Source organism: Antarctobacter sp., assembly GCF_048262615.1.
Lineage (GTDB): Bacteria > Pseudomonadota > Alphaproteobacteria > Rhodobacterales > Rhodobacteraceae > Antarctobacter.
Map to the genome: position 1 here is coordinate 19,070 of NZ_JBLXFB010000031.1, position 20,731 is coordinate 39,800.

The following is a 20,731-nucleotide window of genomic DNA, read 5'->3' on the forward strand; positions in this document are numbered from 1 at the left end:
CAAACTGGTCGGCAACGAAAAACGGGAGGAGAGACGCCCATGACCTATGCGGGAATGGACGACCGGAATGCAATCGAGGCAGAGGGCCCTTGGGCGGAGCGGGATATTCCGCCGACGCTGTGGGGGCAGCTGACCCGCACGGCGGGGCGGCATGCGGGCCGACCGGCGGTCAGCTATCAGCTTCTCTCCGATCCGACGGCCAAGGCCGAGACCCTGACATGGGCCGAGGTGCGCGACACCACGGCGCAGGCGGCGAACCTGTTTCGCAGCCTTGGTGTGGGCGAAACCGACGTCGTCGCCTATGTCCTGCCCAACTGCAACGAGGCGATTGCCGCGCTGCTGGGCGGCGCTGTGGCGGGGATCGTGAACCCGATCAACCCGCTGCTGGAGCCCGAGCAGATCGCCTCGATCCTGCGCGAGACGGATGCCAAGGTGGTGGTCACGCTCAAGGCGTTTCCCAAGACCGACATCGCGCAGAAGATGGCCGAGGCGGTGCGCAACGCACCGAATGTGCACACGGTGCTGGAGGTCGACCTCAATCGTTATCTGACCCCGCCGAAAAGCTGGATCGTGCCGCTTGTGCGGCCGAAGAATCCGGGCAACCATCACGCCGACGTCAAGGATTTCCGCAAGGAAATGGCCAAGCAGCCCAAGACGCTGTCCTTTGCCGACAGCACGGCAAACCGGGTGGCCGCCTATTTCCACACCGGCGGCACCACGGGCATGCCGAAGGTGGCCCAGCACACCTATGAGGGGATGCTGTACAACGGCTGGCTGGGCGATACGCTGCTGTTCAGTGAGACCGACAGCGTGATGTGCCCGCTGCCGCTGTTCCACGTCTTTGCCTGCCACGTCATCCTGATGGCGATGGTGTTTTCCGGCGCGCATGTGGTGTTCCCGACGCCTGCGGGGTATCGCGGCGAGGGGGTCTTTGACAATTTCTGGAAGCTATGCGAGCGCTGGAAGACGACCTTTGTGATCACCGTGCCGACGGCGGTGTCGGCGCTGATGCAGCGCAAGGTGGATGCGGACATCTCCACTATCAAGACGGCGTTTTCCGGTTCTGCCCCGATGCCGATGGAACTGTTCAATCGGTTCGAGGCCGCCTGCGGCGTGACCATCTGCGAAGGCTATGGCCTGACAGAGGCGACCTGCCTTGTCGCGGTGAACCCGGTGGACGGCGAAAAGAAGATCGGCTCTGTCGGGATCGCCTTTCCCTATACCGATATCCGCATCATCCGGATGGTAGAGGGCGAGCCGGTGGAATGCGGCGTCGATGAGATCGGTGAGATCTGCGTGTCCAACCCCGGCGTCTATGCGGGCCGGACCTATACCGAGGCGGCCAAGAACGCGGATCTCTTTCATTATGGCACGCATCTGCGGACCGGCGATCTGGGGCGCATGGATGTCAGCGGATATCTCTGGATCACCGGCCGCGCCAAGGATCTGATCATTCGCGGCGGCCACAATATCGACCCGGCAGAGATCGAAGAGGCGTTGCTGGGGCATCCCGCCGTCGCCTTTGCGGGCGCGATCGGCCAGCCCGACGCGCATTCGGGCGAGCTGCCCTGTGCCTTTGTCGAACTGGTGGCCGGGGCCGAGGTGACGGAGGAAGAGCTGCTGGAGCATGCCCGCATCCATGTGCATGAACGTGCAGCCCACCCCAAGCACATGACCATCCTGCCGGAACTGCCCAAGACGGCGGTGGGCAAGGTGTTCAAGCCGGACCTGCGCAAACACGCCATCACGCGGGTCTACAACGGCGCGCTGGAAAAGGCAGGCTGTGGCGCGCGTGTCGTGGCGGTGGTCGACGACAAGAGCCGGGGGCTGGTGGCGCAGGTGCAGGCGAATGGCGCAACCAAGGAAGAGGTCGGCAAGGTGCTGGGCGATTTTGTCCGGCCATGGGACTGGGCAGAGGCCAAGGCGGTCGCGTAACGCGTCGTTAGTGGGTCACAACCGGATCAATGGGCGTCGGGGTAAACCCCGTCGCCTGTTCCAGCCGCCGGGCGATCTGCAACAGCCGCGCCTCGCCTCTTGGCGGGCCGATCAGTTGCAGCCCCACCGGCAGGCCGCGCGCGTCGCGGCCCACGGGCAGCGACAGCGCCGGTAGCCCGCAGAGGGTCGCAAGAAAGGCAAAGCGCAGCCAGTCAATGTAGTCGCGGCAGGCGTGGCCCGCGACCTCGGGCGGGTATTCGATCTCGACCGGCAACGGGCCGATGCCGGTGACAGGCCCCGCCAGCACGTCGCAGGTTTCAAAGAACCGGCGCATCCGTTCATAAAGCCGGGCGCGGGTCAGCCGCGCCTCGGCGATGTCGTCGACCGTGAGTGCGCCGCCTTCGGCGATATTCTGGCGCAGCGTGGGTTTGTAGCGGTCCGACACGGCGGCGGGCGTGGCGCGGAACCCGGTCCACATGCCCAGCCCGCGCAGGGTGCGAAAGGCGGTGTCAGTGCCGGTAGTGTCCGGTGCGGCCTCAAACACCGTCACGTCCGGGGCTTGCAGGCGGGTCAGCGCGTCTGACAGCAGCGCGGCTATCTCAGGCGTGACCGGGGCCAGCCCGCCCAGATCGGGGGCATAGGCGATGCGGATCGTGCCCGCGTCCGCACGGCAGGTGTCAAGGTATCTGCGCTCTGGCGCGGGGAACGACAGCGGCGACGCCGCATCCCACCCGGCCATCGCGTCCAGCATCAGCGCGCAGTCCTCGACCGTGCGGGCCATCGGTCCCTCGACCGGGAAGGGATTGAACCCGTCGCTGGCGGGGCTGGCGATCACGCCCGGCGAGGGGCGCAGCCCAACGATGCCGCAAAAGCTGGCCGGTGTCCGGAGCGAGCCGCCCACATCCGACCCCATACTCAGCCAGACCTCTCCTGCCGCGACCCCCGCTGCCGCCCCGCCGGACGAGCCGCCCGCATTCATCGTGGTGTTCCACGGGTTGCGGGTGGCCCCGAAGACGGGATTGAAGGTATTGGCGCCTGCGCCCATTTCCGGTGTGTTGGTCTTGCCAATGACCACGCCGCCGCGGGATTCCAGCCGCAGGACAGCGGGGTCAGAGATCTGTGGCACATTGTCGGCAAGGGCGGGGGTGCCGAAGGTGGTGCGCACCCCCGCCACCGGGGTCAGATCCTTGATCCCGACCGGCAGACCGGCCAGCAGGCTTGCCGGATCAACGGCACCGGCGCATGCGCGTGCGCGATCCGGGCAGAGCGTGACCATGGCGTTAATGGCGGGGCTCGTTGCAGCGATGCGCGACAGGCTGGCCTCTATCAGGTCCAGCGGGTTGACCTCGCGCCGTTGCAGAAGATCGACCACAGCACAGGCGGTCAGTCCGCAGAGATCGGGTCCGGTGAAAGGCGGGTCAGCAGCGGCCATTGGGCGGGGCGCAGAAGATGTCGTACAGCAGGCCGATCACCCGGCTCGTATTGTCGTCCGCGAGGCTGTAGTAGATCGTTTTGCCGTCGCGCCGGGTCTGCACCAATCCTTCTTCGCGCAGTCGCGCAAGCATCTGGCTGACCGCAGCCTGCCGGATGCTGAGCAACTCTTCGAGTTCGCCCACGGATTTTTCACCGGACCCCAGGTGGCACAGGATCATCAACCGGCCCTCATGTGCCAGCGTCTTGAGAAAGGCCGCGGCGTGCTGGGCGTTGGTCTGCATCTCCTCCGGCGGAGGCGGCAATTTTCTCAGGTCTTCCATGGGACTCGCGATTTGTTTCGTCTCAACAATATAGCCGCCCCGTTTCAGAAATGCGAGATCATGATTCGGTCACCGGGGCTCCGCCCTGAAAGGCATTGCCGTTTGCGTAATCACAAGGCGCATCCTGCATTTGCAGGTGCAATCCGTCGCCGGTGTAGGGATGCGCGCGGGCCAGATCCTCATCCACCTCGATGCCCAGACCGGGGGCCTGCGGTGCTGGGATAAAGCCGTTGTCGACCTTGATCGAGCCTTTGATCAGGGCGTCATGGAACGGCGTTTCGATGGTCTCGGCAATCAGCAGGTTGGGGATCGAGACGGAAAGCTGAATGTTCGCGGCCCATTCGATGGGACCGGCATAGAGATGCGGCGCCATCTCGGCGTTAAAACTTTCGGCAAGCGCGGCCAGTTTGCGCATCTCCCAGATGCCGCCCGCCCGGCCCAGCGCCGGTTGCAGGATCTTGGCCCCGCCGGTGCGCAGCAGGGCGGCAAATTCGGCGCGGGTGGTCAGCCGCTCGCCAGTGGCGATGGGGATGCGGACGGCGCGGGCGACCTCGGCGAATTCCAGCAGGTTGTCGGGCGGGATCGGTTCCTCGAACCAGAGTGGCAGGTAAGGTTCCAGCGCCTGCCCCAGACGGATCGCGCCTGCGGTGTTGAATTGGCCGTGGGTGCCGAACAGCAGGTCGGCGCGGTTGCCCACCGCCTCCCGGATCGCCTTGCAAAAGGCGACGGACATGGCGATGTCGCGCATGCCGGGCTGATGGCCGCCGCGCATGGTATAGGGGCCGGCGGGATCGAACTTGACCGCCGTATAGCCGCGGTCAACGCAGTCCAGCGCGGCCTCTGCGGCCATCTCGGGCGAGGTCCAGAAATCGTCCAGATTGTGGGCGGGCAGCGGGTAGAGATAGGTATAGGCGCGCACACGGTCGTTCATCATGCCGCCCAGCAAGGCCCAGACCGGGCGGCCCCGCGCCTTGCCCAGAATGTCCCAGCAGGCGATTTCCAACCCGGAAAAGGCCCCCATGACCGTCAGGTCGGGGCGCTGGGTAAAGCCCGAGGAATAGGTCCGGCGGAACATGCGTTCGATGTTCTCGGGGTTTTCGTCCTCAAAGTAGCGGGCAAAGACATCTTCGATCACCGCGCGCATCGCCTGAGGCCCGACGGAGGAAGCATAACATTCGCCCCAGCCGGTGATGCCGTCATCGGTGGTCAGCTTGACGATGATCCAGTAACGCCCGCCCCAGCCGGGGGCGGGGGGCGCTGTGACGATGATGTCGAGATCGCGGAGTTTCATGGCGTACCCTCCTGCGGGAATGGTGTGGGACGCAGAGACGGATTTTCGACGAAAATCCGAGTCACGGTTGGTCGAACAGGATCACGTTACGGCGCGCGCCGCCACCCTTGGTATCGGCAATCGCCTCGTTGATCTGCTCCAGCGCCCAACGGCCCGAGACCAGCTCATCCAGCTTCAGCCGCCCTTGGCGGTACAGGTCGGCCATCCACGGAATATCACGCTGGATCACCACATCACCCATTTTGGAGCCGACCATCTGCTGGCCCATAAAGGCCTGCACCACCGGCTCATAGCTGGCCATGGCCCCGGAATGGGGCATGCCGATCATCACCATGCGCCCGCCCCAGCCGAGGTAGCGCAGCGCCTGATCGTAGGCCGGGATCGCGCCCACCGTCACCGCCACCACATCCGCGCCGCGGCCCATGATGTCGGTGGCGGTCTTCCACGGGGACTTTTCGCTGGCCAGCACGCCGTCGGTGGCCCCAAAGGCGCGGGCGGTTTCCAGCTTTTCCTCGCTCATGTCGACGGCGATGATGCGGCGGGCCCCGCCGATGCGCGCGCCCTGAATGGCGTTGAGGCCGACGCCACCCGCGCCGATCACCACCACGTCGTCGCCGGGGCGCATCTTGCCCGCGTTGATCACCGCCCCGATGCCGGTGATCACGCCGCAGGCCAAGAGGCAGACCGCCTCTGCGGGCAAGTCATCGGGCATCACGACGACCTGACTTTGGTCGACGACCACCTTTTCGGCGAAGGCACCGCAGAACATCGCCGGGATCACCGGCGTGCCGTCGGGCCGGGTCAGCACCGGGGCGCTGCGGCGGTCGCCGATGCAGATGGTGGGTTTGCCGCCCGCGCAGTTGGGGCAGGTGCCACAGGCGCGGATCAGGGTGACGACCACGCGGTCGCCCTCTTTCAGGTCGCTCACGCCGCTGCCGAGGGACGTGACGTGGCCCGCGGCCTCATGGCCGTAGACGGCGGGCAGGTCGCCGCCCCATGCGCCTTCGGCGTAAGAGATGTCGGAATGGCAGATGGCGACCGCCTCCAGCGTGACCTCGATCTCTCCGGCGCCGGGCGCGCGGAGGTCAAGTTCTTCGATCCGAAGCGGCGCGTCGAAGGCGGTACAGACCGCAGCGCGAATGCGTGGCATGGTGGAACTCTCCCCGTGTTTGGGCCGACCCTGAGGATGGGTTTGGCCCGTCGCCCGTCAGTAACCGACATGATGCCTGTCGGTTACGGGCATTTATGTCACGACAGCCGCGCGACGTAGCCAGACAAAAAGCATGAGCGCTGCCAGCACAAGGATCATTGCCACAAGGAAGGGCGCGCCGGGCCACGGTGTGACCCTTTCGGGTGCGGTGGCGACCGCGAAGACCTGCGCCATCAGCGCGGGGGCCACCATCATGGCAACCGCCACGGTCGAGGTCAGGACGCCTTGCAGCGCGCCCTGTTCGTCGGGGCCGACGCGTTGGCTGAGCAGGGCCTGCTGCGCCGGGGCATAGGTCGCGCCAAGCGCCGCGATGGGGGCGAAGAACAGGATCAGCGTGCCGTTTGTCACGACACTCAGGGCGGCAAAGCCCAGCGCCGAGACAGCCAGCCCCATGGCGGCGGTGCCGCGTTCCCCCAAGGCTTGCAGGATCAGGCCCATCAGCCCGCCTTGCACCACGGCAAAGGAGACCCCGAAGATGCCCAGCGACAGGCCGACCATGGCAGGGGACCATGCAAATTGCGCCTGCGCGAAAAACGACCAGATCGCCGGGTAGGTGCCAAAGGCCACGTTGTACAGGAAATAGACGATCAGCGCGCGGGTCAGGCCGGGCAGGCGGTTGAGGGCGCGGAAGGCCCCGAACGGGTTGCTGCCGCGCCATGTGACGCGGCGGCGGTTTTCGCGGGTATGGGTTTCGGGAAAGGTCAGCGCGCCTAGCAGGACGCCGGCGCCGCACAGCCCGCCTGCCGCCCAGAACGGCGCGCGCGTGCCCAGTTCGGCCAGCACCCCGCCCAACACCGGCCCAAGCACAAAGCCCAGCCCGAAAGCGGCGCTGATCAGGCCAAAGCCGCGCGCGCGGTGCCCCGGCTCTGACAGGTCGGCGATGGCGGCGCTGGCGGTGGATTGCGTGGACGAGGCGAAACCGCCGATCATCCGCGCCAGCACCAGCATCCACAGCGTGTTGGCCAGCGCCAGAACGACATAGTCCATGACCATGATCGCCAGCGTCCCCAGCAGCACCGGCCGCCGTCCATAGGCATCTGACAACCGGCCCATGAAGGGCGCAAAGAGGAACTGCATGGCGGCAAAGACGGTACTGAGGAGACCGCCAATCAGCGCCGCTTCGGACAGCGGTTGCCCGGTGACGTCCCGGATCAGGTCCGGGATAACGGGCAGGATCAACCCGATGCCCATGGCGTTCAACGTGACCGTGGCCAGCAGGAACACGATTTGCGGGCGCATGGCGCTGTCAGGCCATCAGGGCGGTGACGGCCTTGGCGAAATCGCGCGCCTCTGCCGGGGCGGTGCCCATCTGGGTGGCGGGATCGAACAGGGATTGCGGCAGGTCGGGATGCGCCTCGTGGGCGACTTCGGACAGGGGGCGTGCGCTGGCGATGGCCTGTTTGCACAGCGTCTTGGACAGCGCCTGCGCCTCTGGCCGGGGCATGGTTTCGGCCAGCGCAAAGGACAGCGCCTCTGCCATCAGCAACCCGCCGGTGGCGTCCAGAGTGGCCCGCATCGCGCTGGCATCCGGGCCGAGGGTTTCGGCAAGGTCCTGCGCGTGCGTCAGGGCGGCGGCGGAACTGAGGATCAGTTGCGGCAGGCAGAGCCATTCAGTGAACCACGCGGCCCCGTCGCGCTGCTGGCGGTGCAGGCTGGCCCCCTGCAATGTTGCGTCCAGCCCCTGCGCGTGGCGGGCCAGCGCCACCAGCGCCGAAGGGGCCACCGGGTTTTGTTTCTGCGGCATGGTCGAGGACGCGCCGGAACCACCAAGCCGGACCTCGGAAATGCCGCTTTGGGTGGCAAGGATCAGATCCTCGCCCATCTTGCCAGCGGCCAGCGCGGTGCGGGTGAACCATCCGGCGATGGACAGGATCGGCGTGCGGTCGCTGTGCCAGCTATGGCCGGGATCGCTTAGCCCCAGCGCCTCCGCCATCCGGGCGCGCAGGTCCGCCGGGTCCGATCCCAGTGCCGAGGCGGTTCCGGCGGCCCCCGAAAGCGAAACGCGCAGCGCGCTGTCGCGCAGGGCGGGCAGGGCGTTCAGCGCCTCGATCAGCGGCCAGCCCCAAGCGGCAACCTGCGCACCAAAGCTGGTCGGCGTGGCGTGCTGGCCATAGGTGCGCGCGGCCATCGGGGTTGTCGCGTGGTCGCTCGCCAGCCGGGCCAGCGCGGTCAGGGTGGCGCGCAGGCGGTCCTCCTGCTGGGCCAGTGCCTGCCGCAGGCGCAGCATCAGTCCGGTGTCCTGAATGTCCTGCGAGGTCGCGCCCCAGTGCAGGTATTGCGCGTGTTCCGGTGCGCCTATCGCGGCGCGAAAGGCGCTGACAAAGGCGGGGGTGACAACGCCGTTCTGGCCTGTCGCCTCGGCCAGTTGCGCCGGGTCGATCTGGCATTCGAGGCTGGCGCGCTGGATTGCGGCGGCGGCGGTTTCCGGGATCACACCCTGCGCGGCCTGCGCCTGAGCCAAGGCGGCCTCGACCAGCATCATGGCGCGGATTTCGGCACTGTCCGAAAACAGCCGCGCGGTGTCGCCGGTGGCGAAGAGGCGGGTCAGGTGGGCGCTGTCAAAGGGCGTGGCGGGCATGGGCGATCAGGCTTTCACTAGGGTGTCGATGGCGCGGGCAAGCGCATCGGGCATGGAGAAAAACGGCGAGTGGCCGCTGGGCAGGTCGGTCACGCGGGCGGCGTCGAACCGGGACGCCATCAGCCGCTGAAAGGCAGGCGGAATGGCGCGATCCTTGGTGCAGACGATATAGCTGCGCGGCAGGGCGCGGGAGTTTTCAGTGAGTTGGATGGGCGTATTGGAGGCTGCCGCCGATTGCGGGCAGATGTGATCCAGCGCGAAGGCTACGGCCTCTGGCGGGCAGTCATGGTAAAAGAGGTTGGGGGCCATGTCCGGGTCAAAGGTAAAGCTGCGCCGATCCTCGGCCATGCGGATCGCGGGCAGAAGCGGTTGTTCCTCCGCCTCCATCCGCATCTGCGACAGGCCAAGACCGGGCCACGGATCATAGGCGCAAAGATAGACCAGCCCGGCGATGTGCGTCGGGTCCATTTCCGCCGCCTGAGTGATGGCATAGCCGCCCATCGAATGCCCGACCAGCACCGTCGGGCCGTCCAGCGCATCAAGGATCGCGCGACCGTATTCCTCTAGCGTAACCTCATTCACCGGGGTCGGGTCGTCGCCATGCGACGGCAGGTCGATGGCGCGCACCTCGTGACCAAGCGCGGCCAGCGCGGGCAGCGTGTCGCGCCAGCACCAAGCGCCGTGCGACGCGCCGTGGATCAGCAGGATGCGCGCCATGCGGTCAGCCCGCGCCCTGCGCCTTGAGAAAGGCGGACAGGATGGCGGCGTAGTCTGCGGGCTTTTCCACACAAGGCAGGTGGCCCGCACCCCGGATCAGTTGTTTTTGCGCGCCGGGGATCAGATCTGCGGTCTCGAACACCAGATCGGGCGGGGTCGAGCCGTCCTCGGACCCGGCAATGGCCAGCGTCGGCAGGCGCAGCCCGCTGGTGGACGCGATGAAATCCGTGCCCGCAATGGCGGCGGCACAGCCGGTCCAGCCCATCGCGGGGGTGCGCAGGAACATGTTGCGCCACGCGGGAAATTCAGGGTCGGCATGGAACGGCTTGGAGAACCAGCGATCCATCGTCGGGTCCACGACCGAGGCCAGCCCGCCGGCGTTTACCGCCGCGATCCGGTCGTCCCACATGTCGCGGGTGCCGATCTTGGCCCCGGTGTTCGACAGCACCATGGCGCGCACCAGATCCAGGCGTTTGGCCGCCAGCCCTTGGGCGATCATCCCGCCGATGGACAGCCCGACAAAGACGGCGTCCTTGAACCCGGTATGGTCCATCAGCTTTTCGGTATCGGTGACCAATGCGCCCATGCTGTAGGGGCCGTCCGGCACATCCGACAGCCCGTGCCCGCGCTTGTCAAAGCGCAGGATGCGCAGGTTTGCGGGCAGCAGCGGCAGGATCGCGTCCCAAAGCCGGAAATCGGTGCCAAGCGAGTTGGCAAAGACCACCGGCATCCCGTCCTCGGGGCCGGTGACGCTGTAGTGCAGGCGCAGGTCGCCGAATTGAGCCATGTGCATGATGTGTCCTTCCGTTGGCTACGGTCTACCCCAAAGGCTGGGGGAGGAGAAAGAGGCTTGCCGCAGCTTAGTACCGCGTGTCCAGCGGCAGAAGGCCAATGGTCATTTCCGAAACCGTCGACGTTTGTCCGGGGTCTCTTTTCAGGTCGATCAGGCCGAGAAAGTTGAAGTCGGCGGAATAATAGGGAATTTGGACGCCGCCGGGGACGCGTGTCATCTGGAGCTCGACACGGCAGTACATGGCTGACCCGGCGCTGTTCCAGTGGGGTTGAAAATAGGCCGGACCGGTCAGGACGGAGATGAATTTTTCAGGTTGGTTGGCCTGCGGTGGGACGCGTCGTCTGAAATGGACTTGGTGGTCTCCGGGAAAGACGATGGCCGCCGTGGTCGGGTCAGAGGCGCGGGCGATGAGATCGTCGAAATCGTACCCCTCTTTCACGAAAGACCGCCGAAACGTCAGTGTGTGACTCGATTGGCAAATCTGTCGAGCCAGCCGGTCCATGTTCTCCGGTGTGTCGGCGAAAATGGTGTTGGCTTCGATGTTCTCCGTCATCTCGATGCCCAACAGCCTCGCTTCGGCGAAGGTGTCGATATAGCGCATCTCTGCCGAAGGCGTGCCCAGCACCAGCGCCAAAAGCTCTGGCGGCAAGGCCGGTCCCGCGGTCGATGTGGCCTTGTATGAGCGATCCGCCAACAGCTTGGCCACCTGTAGCGCGACGGAGAAGACTTCTGCGTCCGACGCCGCCGGGGCCGTACCGTCGCGCATGAAGGGCGAGTGGAAACCCAGTCTTGCGCCGGGGTCCAACTGACGGCTGGGGTAGGGGCTGTTTGCGCCGAAGCTCATCCCGAACATGAAGAGGATAGCACAGGAGGACAGGCATTCGTCTCCCGCGCGGACGCGCGTTCCAAAGTAGAATCCGTTTTCGGAACGGTCCGACGCTTCGATGAAGGCCAGCACCTCGGCCAACGATCCGCCGGGGCTGTTGAGGCAGATGCGAGGGGCGAAGTCGTCCAGCAGCCCATCGTCAATGGCGCTGGTCAGATCCCCTTTGCCAATGGGGCCTTCGAACAATAATGCGCAGTCCCCGTGCCCAGTTGGCGTCAACTTGTTCCACGTCCCGGCCAGTGCCGGGCCAGCGAGAACCAAGAGGGTCAGAGACGTGAGAACGCGAAAAATCGTGGACATGAAACGGGCCTGTCATTTGCAACAACAGGCCCATCAATCTGCCCTCGATTCGGGAGATTCAAGTGTTTGGCAAAAAATCAGGCGATCTCGACCAGTTCGATGTCGAATGTCAGGTCCTTGCCGGCCAGCGGGTGGTTGGCGTCCAGCGTCACGACCTCTTCGGTCACTGCGACGACAGTCACCGGCAGCACCTGACCGTCGGGGGCCTGCACCTGCAACTGGGTGCCAAGGTCCAGCGGGATGTCGGCGGGGATTTCCGTGCGCGGCACGTCCTGACGGGCGTCGGGGTTTGTCGGCCCATAGGCCTCATCGGCGGGAACGGCGACGGTTTTCTTGTCGCCCGCAACCATGCCGGGGATGGCCTTTTCAAGGCCGGGGATGATCTGACCCTCACCAACGGTAAATTCCAGCGGGTCACGGCCTTCGCTGGAATCGAATTTTGTGCCGTCCGTCAGAGTGCCGGTGTAGTGAATGCGCACGGTGTCGCCGGATTTGACCTGCGTCATGGAAGAACCTCGATGTTTGGGGGGGTGATTTGCAGAGGCCGGGGGCGTCCCGGGTGCTCAAGATTTGCAATAAACTATGCCTCCGGCGCGTGCATTGCAAACGGTTGTCTGCGTGCCGTGCCCCCGGATCGGGGTTTTCGGCGGTCGCGACCCGTGTCAGGGTGCCGCAAAATCCCGAGAGGAGGGCGATCATGGCGATCAAGGTCTGCGTGTTCGATGCCTATGGCACGTTGTTTGACGTGGCGGGGGCCGCGCGTGTGGCGGCGGAGGAGCCGGGGCGCGCGGCGCTGGCCGGGGTCTGGCCGCAACTGGCCGCCGACTGGCGCGCCAAGCAGCTGGAATACAGCTGGCTGCGGGCGGTCACGGGCGATTATGTGCCATTCTGGCAGGTCACCAAGGACGGTCTGGACTGGGCGATGGAGCGCGCCGGGCTGGACGATCCGGAACTGCGCGAACGTCTGCTGGCGCTCTATTGGGAACTGCCCGCCTACCGCGAGGTGCCGATGATGCTGGCGCAATTGCAGGCCAAGGGTATCGGGGCGGCGATCCTGTCGAACGGTAACAAGGACATGCTGGACGGGGCCGTGGACAGCGCCGGGATTGGCGAATTCCTTCAGGCGTTGTTGTCGGTCGAACAGGTTGGCATCTTCAAACCGGCGCGCGCGGTTTACGATCTTGTGGGGCAAGAGTTCGGCTGTGCGCCGGATGAGGTGCTGTTTGTGTCCTCCAACGGCTGGGATGCGGCGGGGGCGGCGGCCTACGGATTTGACACGGTCTGGGTGAACCGCATGGGCCTGCCGATGGACAGGCTGATGGCGCAACCAGCCCATGTCCTGAGCGATCTGACCACCATACCGGAGCTTGTCTGATGCCACGTTTTACCACTTCTGACGGGTTGTCGCTTTTTTACCGTGACGAGGGCGAAGGCCTGCCGCTGCTGTGTCTGGCGGGGCTGACACGGGACGGGCGCGATTTCGATTTCATGGCGCCGCATCTGGAGGGCGTGCGACTGATCCGGCTGGATTACCGGGGGCGCGGACAGTCGGACCGGGGGCCGCATGAGACCTATCAGGTGCCCGTCGAGGGGCGGGATGCCATCGAGTTGCTGGACCATCTGGGGCTGGACAAGGCGGCGGTGCTGGGCACCTCGCGCGGCGGGCTGATCGCCATGGTTCTGGCCGCGACGGTCAAGGACCGGCTGCTGGGCGTGGCGCTGAACGACATCGGGCCAGAGATTGCCGAGACCGGACTGGAGGTCGTCAAGGGCTATCTGGGGCGCACGCCGCCGCAAAAGACGCTGGCCGAGGTCGCCAAGCGGCGGGCGGAACTGATGACCGGCTTTGTCGGTGTGCCCGAAAGCCGTTGGCTGGAAGAGGCCGAGCGGCTGTTTGTGCAGACCGAGGACGGGCTGGACCTGCCCTATGACGCCAAGCTGCGTGAGGCGGTGCTGGGCGGTGGTGCGCAACCCGCCCCGGATCTGTGGCCGTATTTCGATGCCTTGGCGGGGCTGCCGCTGTGTGCGCTCAGGGGGGAGAATTCGGACCTGCTGACGCCCGCGTGTTTTGCCGAGATGCAAAAGCGACGCCCGGACATGATCGCGGTCGAGGTCATGGGCCGGGGGCATATCCCGTTTCTGGATGAGCCCGAGGCGCTGGCGGCGCTGCGCAAGTGGCTGGGGATGCTGAAGTAACCGGCGGGACGGGAGCGGCGCTCTGGCCCCCTGCGGGGCCAAGTCGCCCCGCCCTCCGTCCCCGGCCGCAAGACGCCTAGTCGGTCAGGTTGAAGACCCGTGAGGGGTGCAATTCGCCCGCCTTGTAGCGGCCCACGGCGAGGGGGCGGCCCTCGAAAGAGGCCCATGCCTCATCGCCGTATTCGACATTGCCGGGGATAACCATACCGGGATTGCCGTTGCGCAGGCGGGCGGCCCCCTGTGCGGTGCAGTGTAGTTCCGGCAGGTCGGCGAGGCCGATTTCCAGCGGCAGAATGTGGTTGTCCAGCTCTGGCGTGCGGGCCATGTTCTCGATCGCCTCCAGCGTCAGGCCCTGTTCCGCCTCGAACGGACCGGACCAGACCCGACGCAGCCGCAGAACGTGACCGTGACAGCCCAGAACCTTGCCCAGATCGCGGGCGATGGAGCGGACGTAACCGCCCTTGCCGCAGGTCATTTCCAGTTCGGCGGTGTCGGCATCGGGGCGGTCGGTCAGCAGCAGTTCCTCAACCCAGAGCGGGCGGGCGGCGATGTCCATTTCCTCGCCCTCGCGGGCGCGTTTGTAGGCGCGTTCGCCGTCGATCTTGACGGCGGAGAACTGCGGCGGAACCTGCATGATCTCACCGACGAAACCGTGCAGCGCCTCTTTGATCTCATCGTCACTTGGACGCAGGTCGGATGTGGCGATCACCTCGCCCTCGGCGTCGTCGGTGTTGGTGGCCTGCCCGAAGCGCACGGTAAAGCGATAGGCCTTCAGCGCGTCGGTGATGTAGGGGACCGTCTTGGTCGCCTCGCCCAGCGCCACGGCCAGAACGCCGGTGGCCTCGGGGTCCAGCGTGCCCGCATGGCCCGCTTTTTTCGCATCCAGCGCCCAGCGGACCTTGTTGACCACGGCGGTCGAGGTCAGGCCTGCCGGTTTGTCGACGACCAGCCAGCCTGAGATGTCGCGACCCTTGCGCCTGCGTGCCATGTGATACCCCTGCATGATTAGGAAGGCGGCGAGGTAACAAGCGGGCGGGGGGCTGTCAATCGCGGGCCGCTGGCGACCCGGCCGAAAGCCCCCCGACAGGCCATGGCGGTCAGCGTGGCATGGGCACATGGTCACGCCGCCAGAACGGCGCGCGCCCTGTTCAGGTGCGGACGCCCGCGAACCGCTCTTGCCACTCTTCGCGCTCGGCATCCGTGATCTTGCGGAAGGTCACCTCTGGCACGTCAAAGGCGTGGCCAGCGGGCAGGTCGGTCAGCGCGGCCTCGACGTCATCGGGCCATTCCGCGTCTTCGGCGTGCATCGCGGTCAGCAATTCGGCGGAGGCGTCGGGAATGAACGGGGCCGAGATCACCGCGTAGAGCCGGATCAGGTTCAGCGCGAGGCGGATCTGCATCGCGGCCTGTTCCGGGTCGGTCTTGAAGGTGGTCCAGGGCGCGACCTCTTGCAGGTATTCATTGCCCAGCACCCATGCGGCGCGCAGGGCAGCGGCGGCCTTGCGGATTTCGACCGCCTCCATGTGGCCCTCGTATTCGCGGACCTTGGCCGTCAGATCGGCGATCAGCTTGGCCTCAGCCGCCCCGGCTGTGCCGCCCTCCGGCACCGCCTCAGAGAACTTTGAACGGCAGAATTTCGTCACGCGCGACGCGAAGTTGCCCAGCACGTCGGCAAGGTCCTTGTTCACGCCGGACTGGAACGACTCCCATGTAAATTCGCTGTCCGAGGTTTCCGGCACATGGCTTAGCAGCCACCAGCGCCAGTAATCGGCGGGCAGGATCTCCAGCGCCTGATCCATGAACACCCCACGCCCGCGCGAGGTGCTGAACTGGCCACCGTCATAGTTGAGGTAATTGAACGACTTGATGTAATCGACCAGCTTCCACGGCTCTGCCGACCCGAGGATCGTCACCGGGAAGGACAGTGTGTGGAAGGGCACGTTGTCCTTGCCCATGAACTGGGTATAGCGCACGTCCTCGGCGCCCTTGTCGGTGCGCCACCAGCGCGCCCAATCGTCCCCCTTGCCCGCGTCGACCCATTCCTGCCCGCAGGCGATGTATTCGATGGGGGCGTCGAACCAGACGTAGAACACCTTGCCCTCCATGCCGGGCCAAGGGTCATCGCCCTTTTGCACCGGCACACCCCAATCAAGGTCACGGGTGATGCCCCGGTCCTGCAAGCCGTCACCATCGTTCAGCCATTTCTTGGCGATGGAGGTGGTCAGCACCGGCCAGCCGACGCGGGTGTCGATCCATTCCTCGATCTGGTCTTTCATCGCCGACTGGCGCAGGTAGAGGTGTTTCGTCTCGCGCATTTCCAGATCGGTCGAGCCGGAAATCGTCGAATGCGGATTGATCAGGTCGACTGGGTCGAGCTGCTTGGTGCAGTTGTCGCACTGGTCGCCGCGCGCGCTGTCGAAGCCGCAGTTGGGGCAGGTGCCCTCAATATAGCGGTCGGGTAGAAAACGACCGTCCGCCTTGGAATACATCTGTGTCTCGGACACTTCGCGGATCAGGCCCTGTTCATCCAGCACCTTGGCGAAATGCTGTGTCAGCTTGCGGTTCTGCTCTGACGACGACCGCCCGAAGTGGTCAAACGACAGGCGGAACCCCTCTGCCAGTTGGGCCTGCACCTCCCACATCTCGGCGCAATACTCGGCCACCGGCTTGTCCGCCTTGGCGGCGGCCAGTTCGGCGGGGGTGCCGTGCTCATCGGTGGCGCAAAGGAACAACACCTCATGCCCGCGCGCGCGCAGGTAGCGGGCGTAAAGGTCTGCGGGCAACTGGCTGCCCACGAGGTTGCCCAGATGCTTGATGCCATTGATGTAGGGAATGGCGGAAGTGATGAGATGTCGTGCCATGATCTGCGCGCTTGTCCGTCCTGAGGTTTGGCCATGGTTTACCGACCCCGCGCCCGAGAGGCCAGAGCGTGTTGCAAATCGGTCCGGTGCGGCGGCTCAGTTGTTCTTGTTGGCGCGTTCGCGGGTGTTTGACAGCAGGCGGCCCACCATAAAGCTGGAGCGCGGCGTATAGATATAGCGGGTGCGGGTGCCCGAGGACCGGCGGCTTTGCATCCGGATCAGGCCAAAGACCACAAGGAACGCATGGCCCACGGCGATCATGACAAACAGCGCGGGCGGGCCATACCACTCGATCAGTACCGAGGCGATCCACGGCGCGGCGATGGCACCCACCGCGTACCAGAACATCAGCGCCGCCGAGAGGGCGATGCGTTCGTCGGAGGCGGCAAAGTCATGCGCATGGGCGGCGGCGATCGAGAAGATCGGAAAGGTGGTCAACCCGAACAGCGCCGCCGTCAGCATGATGCCGACCGTGGGCAGGCCCGTGGCGGTGGCGGTCAGGATGCAACTGCCGATGGCGGCGACGGACAGCCAGATCAGCACCCAGCGCCTGTCATAGCGATCCGCCAGCCAGCCCGCCGGATATTGCGCCAGCGCGCCGCCCGCCACAAACGACGCAAGGAACAGCGCGATCTGTCCGGTCTGAAGCCCGACGCCGGTGGCATAGATCGGCCCGACCATGCGGAAAGACGCGCTTGACAGCGCGGCGACCAGCACGCCCGCCACCGCCAAGGGCGAGCGCGCCCATGCAAGGCCCGGTGTCAGGCGGGGCGCCTTGGGCGTTTCCGGCGGGCGCAGTCGCGACAGCGTCAGCGGCAGCAGCGCGGCGGTGCAGAGCAGCGCCAGCAGCGTGTAGCTGACGTAATGCGCGGGCGGCAGGACGGAAATCATCAACTGCGCCCCCAGTGAGGCGGTGATGTCGGCCAGCCGGTAGGCCCCGGTGGCGCGGCCCCGGTTTTCGTTTGTCACCTTGGCGTGCAGCCATGCCTCGATCACCGTGTAGCAGCCCGCCACGCAGATGCCTTGGCCGACGCGCAGCGCGGCCCATGCGTAGGGGTTGTCGGTCAGGATGTGGCCAAGGATGCCGATGGTCCCCAGCGCGGTGAACGCGGCGAAGGCGCGGGAATGGCCGACATTGCCCATCAGGCGCGGCGCCCACCAGCAGCCCACGAAAAAGCCTGCGAAATGCGCCGACCCCAGAAAGCCGATCTGCCCGGTGGTAAAGTGCAGCGACAGGCCCGAAAGCGCATCGAGCGGCCCGACGCTGCCCGAGGAAAGCTGTAGCAGGATGACAGACAGAAAGAGGGAGGCAAATGAAATGACCAGTCGCATGGCCCTGTTCTGCGCCTTTCGGAAGGGGAAGTCAGGTGGCCTTGCGACATAAATTTTGTCGTTTCGGTCTTTTTTCGGGGGCGGCGGTCAGGCGGATGCAGGGTCGGCCCGGTGGGTCAGCCGGTTGTCGGCCAGGTGCCAGACCTTGGGCGGCATCATCCGCGCGCGCAGGCGTTCGACCCGCCATGCGGTTTGTCCGGGGGCATGGGCGGCATCGCAGCGAAACCGCGTCTCGACCCCCGGCGCGCCGCCTGTGCCCGGCGTCAAAAGCAAACCCAGCGGCCGGCACAGCCCGGCCTCGGCCCCGGATTCGGCGGCCAGATGCAGGCGGCGCACGGGGGTCATGGCGGGCGGTTCGGCCAGATCGGCGACCACCACCGGCGCGGCCCCGCTGCGCAGCGCCTCTTCCATCGCCCAGAGGCTGTCATCAGGCCGGTCGGTGGCGGCAAAGATCACCTCGCCCGGAGGCAGGATTCCCGCCATGCCGCAGGGGTTCAGTTGATCGGGGCTGTGGCGGCGGGTGATCCAGATCACCGGTCCCCCCGCCTGCGCCGCGACATGCAGCGCCAGCGTGCGCCGCGCCTGACCGCACAACTCATGCACACGGCTGAGCGACAGAACAAGGTCACGCCACAGCACCAGCGCGGGCGGCGGCGCATGGGGGCGGCGGGACAGAAGGGCGGGAGCAGAGGCCATGGTCATGGCCGAATCTTTAGCATGTTCCACATTTGTTCTCAAGATTTTCAATGCCGTGGGTCCAACATGTGACACCCGACGCGCGGCCCCCCTTGCCATCCGGGCAGGGGGTGTCATCTTGCGCCCAAAGCAAACAGATGACGGGACGATCCCATGAAAATGAACCCTCTGGGCCGGAGTGGCCTACAGGTGTCCGAGCTTTGTCTTGGCACCATGACCTTCGGCAACCAGACCCCGCCGGAAGAGGCGTTCCGCCAGATAGACCGCGCATTGGAGGCGGGCATCAACTTTATCGACACCGCCGAGATGTATCCGGTGAACCCGGTGCGGGCCGAAACCGTGGGCCGGACGGAGGAGATCATCGGCGATTGGAACGCCGCGTCGGGGCGGCGGGGCGAGTGGATCCTGGCCACGAAACATTCCGGCGAGGGCAGCTTTGCCCGCGACGGGGCGCCGATCTCGTCCAGGACGATCCGCGAGACGGTCGAGGCCGGGCTGAAGCGGCTCAGGACCGATTACATCGACCTCTATCAGTTCCACTGGCCGAACCGGGGCAGCTATATGTTCCGCAAGAACTGGCGCTATGATCCGGCGCAGTCGGGGTGGACGCGGGCGCAGGTGATCGCCGACATGGAGGACTGTCTGGGCGCGTTGCAGGACGAGGTGCAGCGCGGGACCATCCGCGCCTTTGGCCTGTCGAATGAAAGCGCGTGGGGCACACAGATGTGGCTGGAGGCGGCCGAGCGTGTGGGGGGGCCGCGGGTGGCGTCCATTCAGAACGAATACTCGTTGCTCTGCCGCATGGCCGACACGGATCTGGCCGAGATGATGATCTATGAGGATGTGGGGCTGCTGCCGTTCTCGCCCTTGGGGGCGGGCTTTCTGACCGGCAAGTATCAGGGCGGGGCCGTGCCCGAAGGGTCGCGGATGAGCCTGAATGAGGGCATGGGCGGGCGCAAGACGGACCGGGTTTTTGCCGCCGTGGACGCCTATCTGAAGGTGGCGCGGGACTTTGATATGGATCCCTCGCACATGGCGCTGGCGTGGTCGGCGGGGCGGTCTTTTGTGGCCTCCTCGATCTTTGGCGCGACGACTTTTGAGCAGCTGGAGCATCTGTTGGGGGCGACGGAGGTGACGCTTTCGGAGGAGCTTTTGGCGGCGCTGGATGCGGCGCACAAGGCGCATCCGATGCCCTATTGATCTGAGGGCTTTGTGGGCGTGTCCACGCGTGGACACGCCTGCGCCTGTGTAAAATCAATGGGTTACAGAGACGTTTTTAGGTTTTGTTAGGGTTTGGTGTTTTGGAGTGGGGTGTTTTTGGAGGTGGGATAGGGGCGTGTCGGGCCGGGTGTGAAGCGCAATTTTCGGCGTATGAAGGCTTACAGGCGGACAGATCGCGTCATTCGACGATTACTGTCGAAACTACCCACGGTTTGCCAGTTCGAGTTCGCGCTTGTAGCGAGAGGCTCCACCTCACTGACGGCCCTTAAACGCCATTCGTCACGACATTGCGATGCTGCGGTGCGGCCCGTCGAACCAGCCGTTCGCTACAGCCTTGCTCACGCGGCGATTGTTTGTTTCTGTGAATGCGTACCTATTGCGAAGGAGTTGCGCCATCTCCGACAACGTTGATCTGAACGGTCTTGCGAGCCTGCCGTACCGTGCCTTGGACCCAGCGATCGCTGGTTTGACTGTATTGAACCGCAGCAACGACACCACATCGGGTGCCGAAATCGCAGTCCACGCTTCTTTTGGCGCGGAGTTCGTAGAACTGACCGATGGAACGAAGAGCTTGAGGGCGAAGATGTCTATGCGACATGCTTTGCTCTACATAGAGCCCGTTTCCAACTGTCGGTTGGCTCCTATTGCTTCAGCCGATGCCGATATCAGGAATCATAATCACTCATACGAACGTGGCTACGGAGAAGAGCGGACGCGACAAATTGCGAGCGCTATTGAAGTAGGCGGGACACTTGAGGGGATTGCTTCCTCCGACGTGGCCGACGGTGTCAAGGGCACAGCACTGGGCCGAATGGCGTTTAAGCGAACCGGGACCTCGAACACGGCGGATGACCGTGAAGAGGGAAGCTCATATAAGGCCAAAGTGAGCTACTCCCCATCTGCTGGACAGGATCTGGCGTAATTTAAGCTACTCGTTGCACCTGCTGATCGGGTTGGTTGA

At 65.4% G+C, this 20,731-nt stretch carries 19 protein-coding genes; 5 read left to right on the forward strand and 14 right to left on the reverse strand.

Annotation, left to right across the window (positions count from 1 at the left end; genetic code table 11):
* The first annotated feature begins 39 nt into the window (after positions 1–39).
* Positions 40–1,935 (forward strand): acyl-CoA synthetase, encoded by a 1,896-nt coding sequence (locus ACN0S5_RS21195; protein WP_417211039.1) that lies wholly within the window; start codon positions 40–42, stop codon positions 1,933–1,935.
* 7 nt (positions 1,936–1,942) lie between these two features.
* On the opposite strand, the gene ACN0S5_RS21200 is transcribed toward ACN0S5_RS21195, so the two are convergent.
* The 10 genes from ACN0S5_RS21200 to ACN0S5_RS21245 form a co-directional block, all read right to left on the reverse strand.
* A complete protein-coding gene (locus ACN0S5_RS21200; RefSeq protein ID WP_417211041.1) occupies positions 1,943–3,367 on the reverse strand; it encodes an amidase in 1,425 nt (474 codons plus the stop codon).
* Positions 3,354–3,650 (reverse strand): metalloregulator ArsR/SmtB family transcription factor, encoded by a 297-nt coding sequence (locus ACN0S5_RS21205; RefSeq protein WP_417211043.1) that lies wholly within the window; start codon positions 3,648–3,650, stop codon positions 3,354–3,356. The genes ACN0S5_RS21200 and ACN0S5_RS21205 overlap by 14 nt, the downstream gene beginning before the upstream one ends.
* A gap of 97 nt (positions 3,651–3,747) precedes the next feature.
* Positions 3,748–4,980 carry a mandelate racemase/muconate lactonizing enzyme family protein gene (locus ACN0S5_RS21210; RefSeq protein WP_417211045.1) on the reverse strand — a complete coding sequence of 411 codons (1,233 nt, stop codon included), beginning with the start codon at positions 4,978–4,980 and terminating at the stop codon, positions 3,748–3,750.
* Between the two features lie 61 nt (positions 4,981–5,041).
* Complete coding sequence (locus tag ACN0S5_RS21215) at positions 5,042–6,130, reverse strand: alcohol dehydrogenase catalytic domain-containing protein (RefSeq protein ID WP_417211047.1); 1,089 nt, start codon at positions 6,128–6,130, stop codon at positions 5,042–5,044.
* 93 nt (positions 6,131–6,223) lie between these two features.
* Positions 6,224–7,429, reverse strand: a complete 1,206-nt coding sequence (locus tag ACN0S5_RS21220; protein WP_417211049.1) for a TCR/Tet family MFS transporter — start codon at positions 7,427–7,429, stop codon at positions 6,224–6,226.
* A gap of 7 nt (positions 7,430–7,436) precedes the next feature.
* Positions 7,437–8,768 carry a lyase family protein gene (locus tag ACN0S5_RS21225; RefSeq protein ID WP_417211051.1) on the reverse strand — a complete coding sequence of 444 codons (1,332 nt, stop codon included), beginning with the start codon at positions 8,766–8,768 and terminating at the stop codon, positions 7,437–7,439.
* Positions 8,769–8,774: 6 nt separating this feature from the next.
* Positions 8,775–9,485: an alpha/beta fold hydrolase gene (locus tag ACN0S5_RS21230; protein WP_417211053.1), complete on the reverse strand. Its 711-nt coding sequence runs from the start codon at positions 9,483–9,485 to the stop codon at positions 8,775–8,777.
* Positions 9,486–9,489: 4 nt separating this feature from the next.
* On the reverse strand, positions 9,490–10,278 hold the full coding sequence (gene pcaD / locus ACN0S5_RS21235) for a 3-oxoadipate enol-lactonase (protein ID WP_417211055.1): 789 nt from the start codon (positions 10,276–10,278) through the stop codon (positions 9,490–9,492).
* A gap of 67 nt (positions 10,279–10,345) precedes the next feature.
* Positions 10,346–11,464 carry a hypothetical protein gene (locus tag ACN0S5_RS21240; protein ID WP_417211056.1) on the reverse strand — a complete coding sequence of 373 codons (1,119 nt, stop codon included), beginning with the start codon at positions 11,462–11,464 and terminating at the stop codon, positions 10,346–10,348.
* Positions 11,465–11,541: 77 nt separating this feature from the next.
* A complete protein-coding gene (locus tag ACN0S5_RS21245; protein WP_094033412.1) occupies positions 11,542–11,970 on the reverse strand; it encodes an FKBP-type peptidyl-prolyl cis-trans isomerase in 429 nt (142 codons plus the stop codon).
* Between the two features lie 191 nt (positions 11,971–12,161).
* On the opposite strand from ACN0S5_RS21245, the gene ACN0S5_RS21250 reads away from it, so the two are divergent.
* Together ACN0S5_RS21250 and ACN0S5_RS21255 are read left to right on the forward strand one after the other, a co-directional pair.
* Positions 12,162–12,839: a haloacid dehalogenase type II gene (locus ACN0S5_RS21250; RefSeq protein WP_417211059.1), complete on the forward strand. Its 678-nt coding sequence runs from the start codon at positions 12,162–12,164 to the stop codon at positions 12,837–12,839.
* The gene (locus ACN0S5_RS21255; RefSeq protein ID WP_417211061.1) at positions 12,839–13,660 is read left to right on the forward strand and encodes an alpha/beta fold hydrolase; all 822 of its coding nucleotides are present in this window, start codon (positions 12,839–12,841) and stop codon (positions 13,658–13,660) included. Before ACN0S5_RS21250 ends, ACN0S5_RS21255 begins: the two co-directional genes overlap by 1 nt.
* Before the next feature lie 76 nt (positions 13,661–13,736).
* On the opposite strand, the gene truB is transcribed toward ACN0S5_RS21255, so the two are convergent.
* The 4 genes from truB to ACN0S5_RS21275 all read right to left on the reverse strand — a co-directional run bounded on the left by truB (position 13,737) and on the right by ACN0S5_RS21275 (position 18,555).
* The gene (truB, locus tag ACN0S5_RS21260; RefSeq protein WP_417211062.1) at positions 13,737–14,648 is read right to left on the reverse strand and encodes a tRNA pseudouridine(55) synthase TruB; all 912 of its coding nucleotides are present in this window, start codon (positions 14,646–14,648) and stop codon (positions 13,737–13,739) included.
* A 160-nt stretch (positions 14,649–14,808) separates the two neighbouring features.
* A complete protein-coding gene (metG, locus tag ACN0S5_RS21265; protein ID WP_417211064.1) occupies positions 14,809–16,521 on the reverse strand; it encodes a methionine--tRNA ligase in 1,713 nt (570 codons plus the stop codon).
* Between the two features lie 96 nt (positions 16,522–16,617).
* Positions 16,618–17,853 (reverse strand): MFS transporter, encoded by a 1,236-nt coding sequence (locus tag ACN0S5_RS21270; protein WP_417211065.1) that lies wholly within the window; start codon positions 17,851–17,853, stop codon positions 16,618–16,620.
* An 87-nt stretch (positions 17,854–17,940) separates the two neighbouring features.
* The gene (locus ACN0S5_RS21275) at positions 17,941–18,555 is read right to left on the reverse strand and encodes an ImuA family protein (RefSeq protein ID WP_417211067.1); all 615 of its coding nucleotides are present in this window, start codon (positions 18,553–18,555) and stop codon (positions 17,941–17,943) included.
* A gap of 147 nt (positions 18,556–18,702) precedes the next feature.
* On the opposite strand from ACN0S5_RS21275, the gene ACN0S5_RS21280 reads away from it, so the two are divergent.
* Both ACN0S5_RS21280 and ACN0S5_RS21285 read left to right on the forward strand, forming a co-directional pair.
* Positions 18,703–19,749 carry an aldo/keto reductase gene (locus ACN0S5_RS21280; RefSeq protein WP_417211069.1) on the forward strand — a complete coding sequence of 349 codons (1,047 nt, stop codon included), beginning with the start codon at positions 18,703–18,705 and terminating at the stop codon, positions 19,747–19,749.
* Positions 19,750–20,062: 313 nt separating this feature from the next.
* Entirely contained in the window at positions 20,063–20,692 is a 630-nt protein-coding gene (locus tag ACN0S5_RS21285; protein ID WP_417211071.1) for a hypothetical protein, read from the forward strand.
* Positions 20,693–20,731 lie beyond the last annotated feature (39 nt).

What these genes read in the sequence shown, in the direction of transcription:
- ACN0S5_RS21195 (WP_417211039.1), top strand. Translation starts at nt 40, where the DNA reads ATGACCTATGCGGGAATGGACGACCGGAATGCAATCGAGGCAGAGGGC.
- ACN0S5_RS21200 (WP_417211041.1), bottom strand. Translation starts at nt 3,367, where the DNA reads ATGGCCGCTGCTGACCCGCCTTTCACCGGACCCGATCTCTGCGGACTG.
- ACN0S5_RS21205 (WP_417211043.1), bottom strand. Translation starts at nt 3,650, where the DNA reads ATGCAGACCAACGCCCAGCACGCCGCGGCCTTTCTCAAGACGCTGGCA.
- ACN0S5_RS21210 (WP_417211045.1), bottom strand. Translation starts at nt 4,980, where the DNA reads ATGAAACTCCGCGATCTCGACATCATCGTCACAGCGCCCCCCGCCCCC.
- ACN0S5_RS21215 (WP_417211047.1), bottom strand. Translation starts at nt 6,130, where the DNA reads ATGCCACGCATTCGCGCTGCGGTCTGTACCGCCTTCGACGCGCCGCTT.
- ACN0S5_RS21220 (WP_417211049.1), bottom strand. Translation starts at nt 7,429, where the DNA reads ATGCGCCCGCAAATCGTGTTCCTGCTGGCCACGGTCACGTTGAACGCC.
- ACN0S5_RS21225 (WP_417211051.1), bottom strand. Translation starts at nt 8,768, where the DNA reads ATGCCCGCCACGCCCTTTGACAGCGCCCACCTGACCCGCCTCTTCGCC.
- ACN0S5_RS21230 (WP_417211053.1), bottom strand. Translation starts at nt 9,485, where the DNA reads ATGGCGCGCATCCTGCTGATCCACGGCGCGTCGCACGGCGCTTGGTGC.
- pcaD (WP_417211055.1), bottom strand. Translation starts at nt 10,278, where the DNA reads ATGCACATGGCTCAATTCGGCGACCTGCGCCTGCACTACAGCGTCACC.
- ACN0S5_RS21240 (WP_417211056.1), bottom strand. Translation starts at nt 11,464, where the DNA reads ATGTCCACGATTTTTCGCGTTCTCACGTCTCTGACCCTCTTGGTTCTC.
- ACN0S5_RS21245 (WP_094033412.1), bottom strand. Translation starts at nt 11,970, where the DNA reads ATGACGCAGGTCAAATCCGGCGACACCGTGCGCATTCACTACACCGGC.
- ACN0S5_RS21250 (WP_417211059.1), top strand. Translation starts at nt 12,162, where the DNA reads ATGGCGATCAAGGTCTGCGTGTTCGATGCCTATGGCACGTTGTTTGAC.
- ACN0S5_RS21255 (WP_417211061.1), top strand. Translation starts at nt 12,839, where the DNA reads ATGCCACGTTTTACCACTTCTGACGGGTTGTCGCTTTTTTACCGTGAC.
- truB (WP_417211062.1), bottom strand. Translation starts at nt 14,648, where the DNA reads ATGGCACGCAGGCGCAAGGGTCGCGACATCTCAGGCTGGCTGGTCGTC.
- metG (WP_417211064.1), bottom strand. Translation starts at nt 16,521, where the DNA reads ATGGCACGACATCTCATCACTTCCGCCATTCCCTACATCAATGGCATC.
- ACN0S5_RS21270 (WP_417211065.1), bottom strand. Translation starts at nt 17,853, where the DNA reads ATGCGACTGGTCATTTCATTTGCCTCCCTCTTTCTGTCTGTCATCCTG.
- ACN0S5_RS21275 (WP_417211067.1), bottom strand. Translation starts at nt 18,555, where the DNA reads ATGACCATGGCCTCTGCTCCCGCCCTTCTGTCCCGCCGCCCCCATGCG.
- ACN0S5_RS21280 (WP_417211069.1), top strand. Translation starts at nt 18,703, where the DNA reads ATGAAAATGAACCCTCTGGGCCGGAGTGGCCTACAGGTGTCCGAGCTT.
- ACN0S5_RS21285 (WP_417211071.1), top strand. Translation starts at nt 20,063, where the DNA reads ATGCTGCGGTGCGGCCCGTCGAACCAGCCGTTCGCTACAGCCTTGCTC.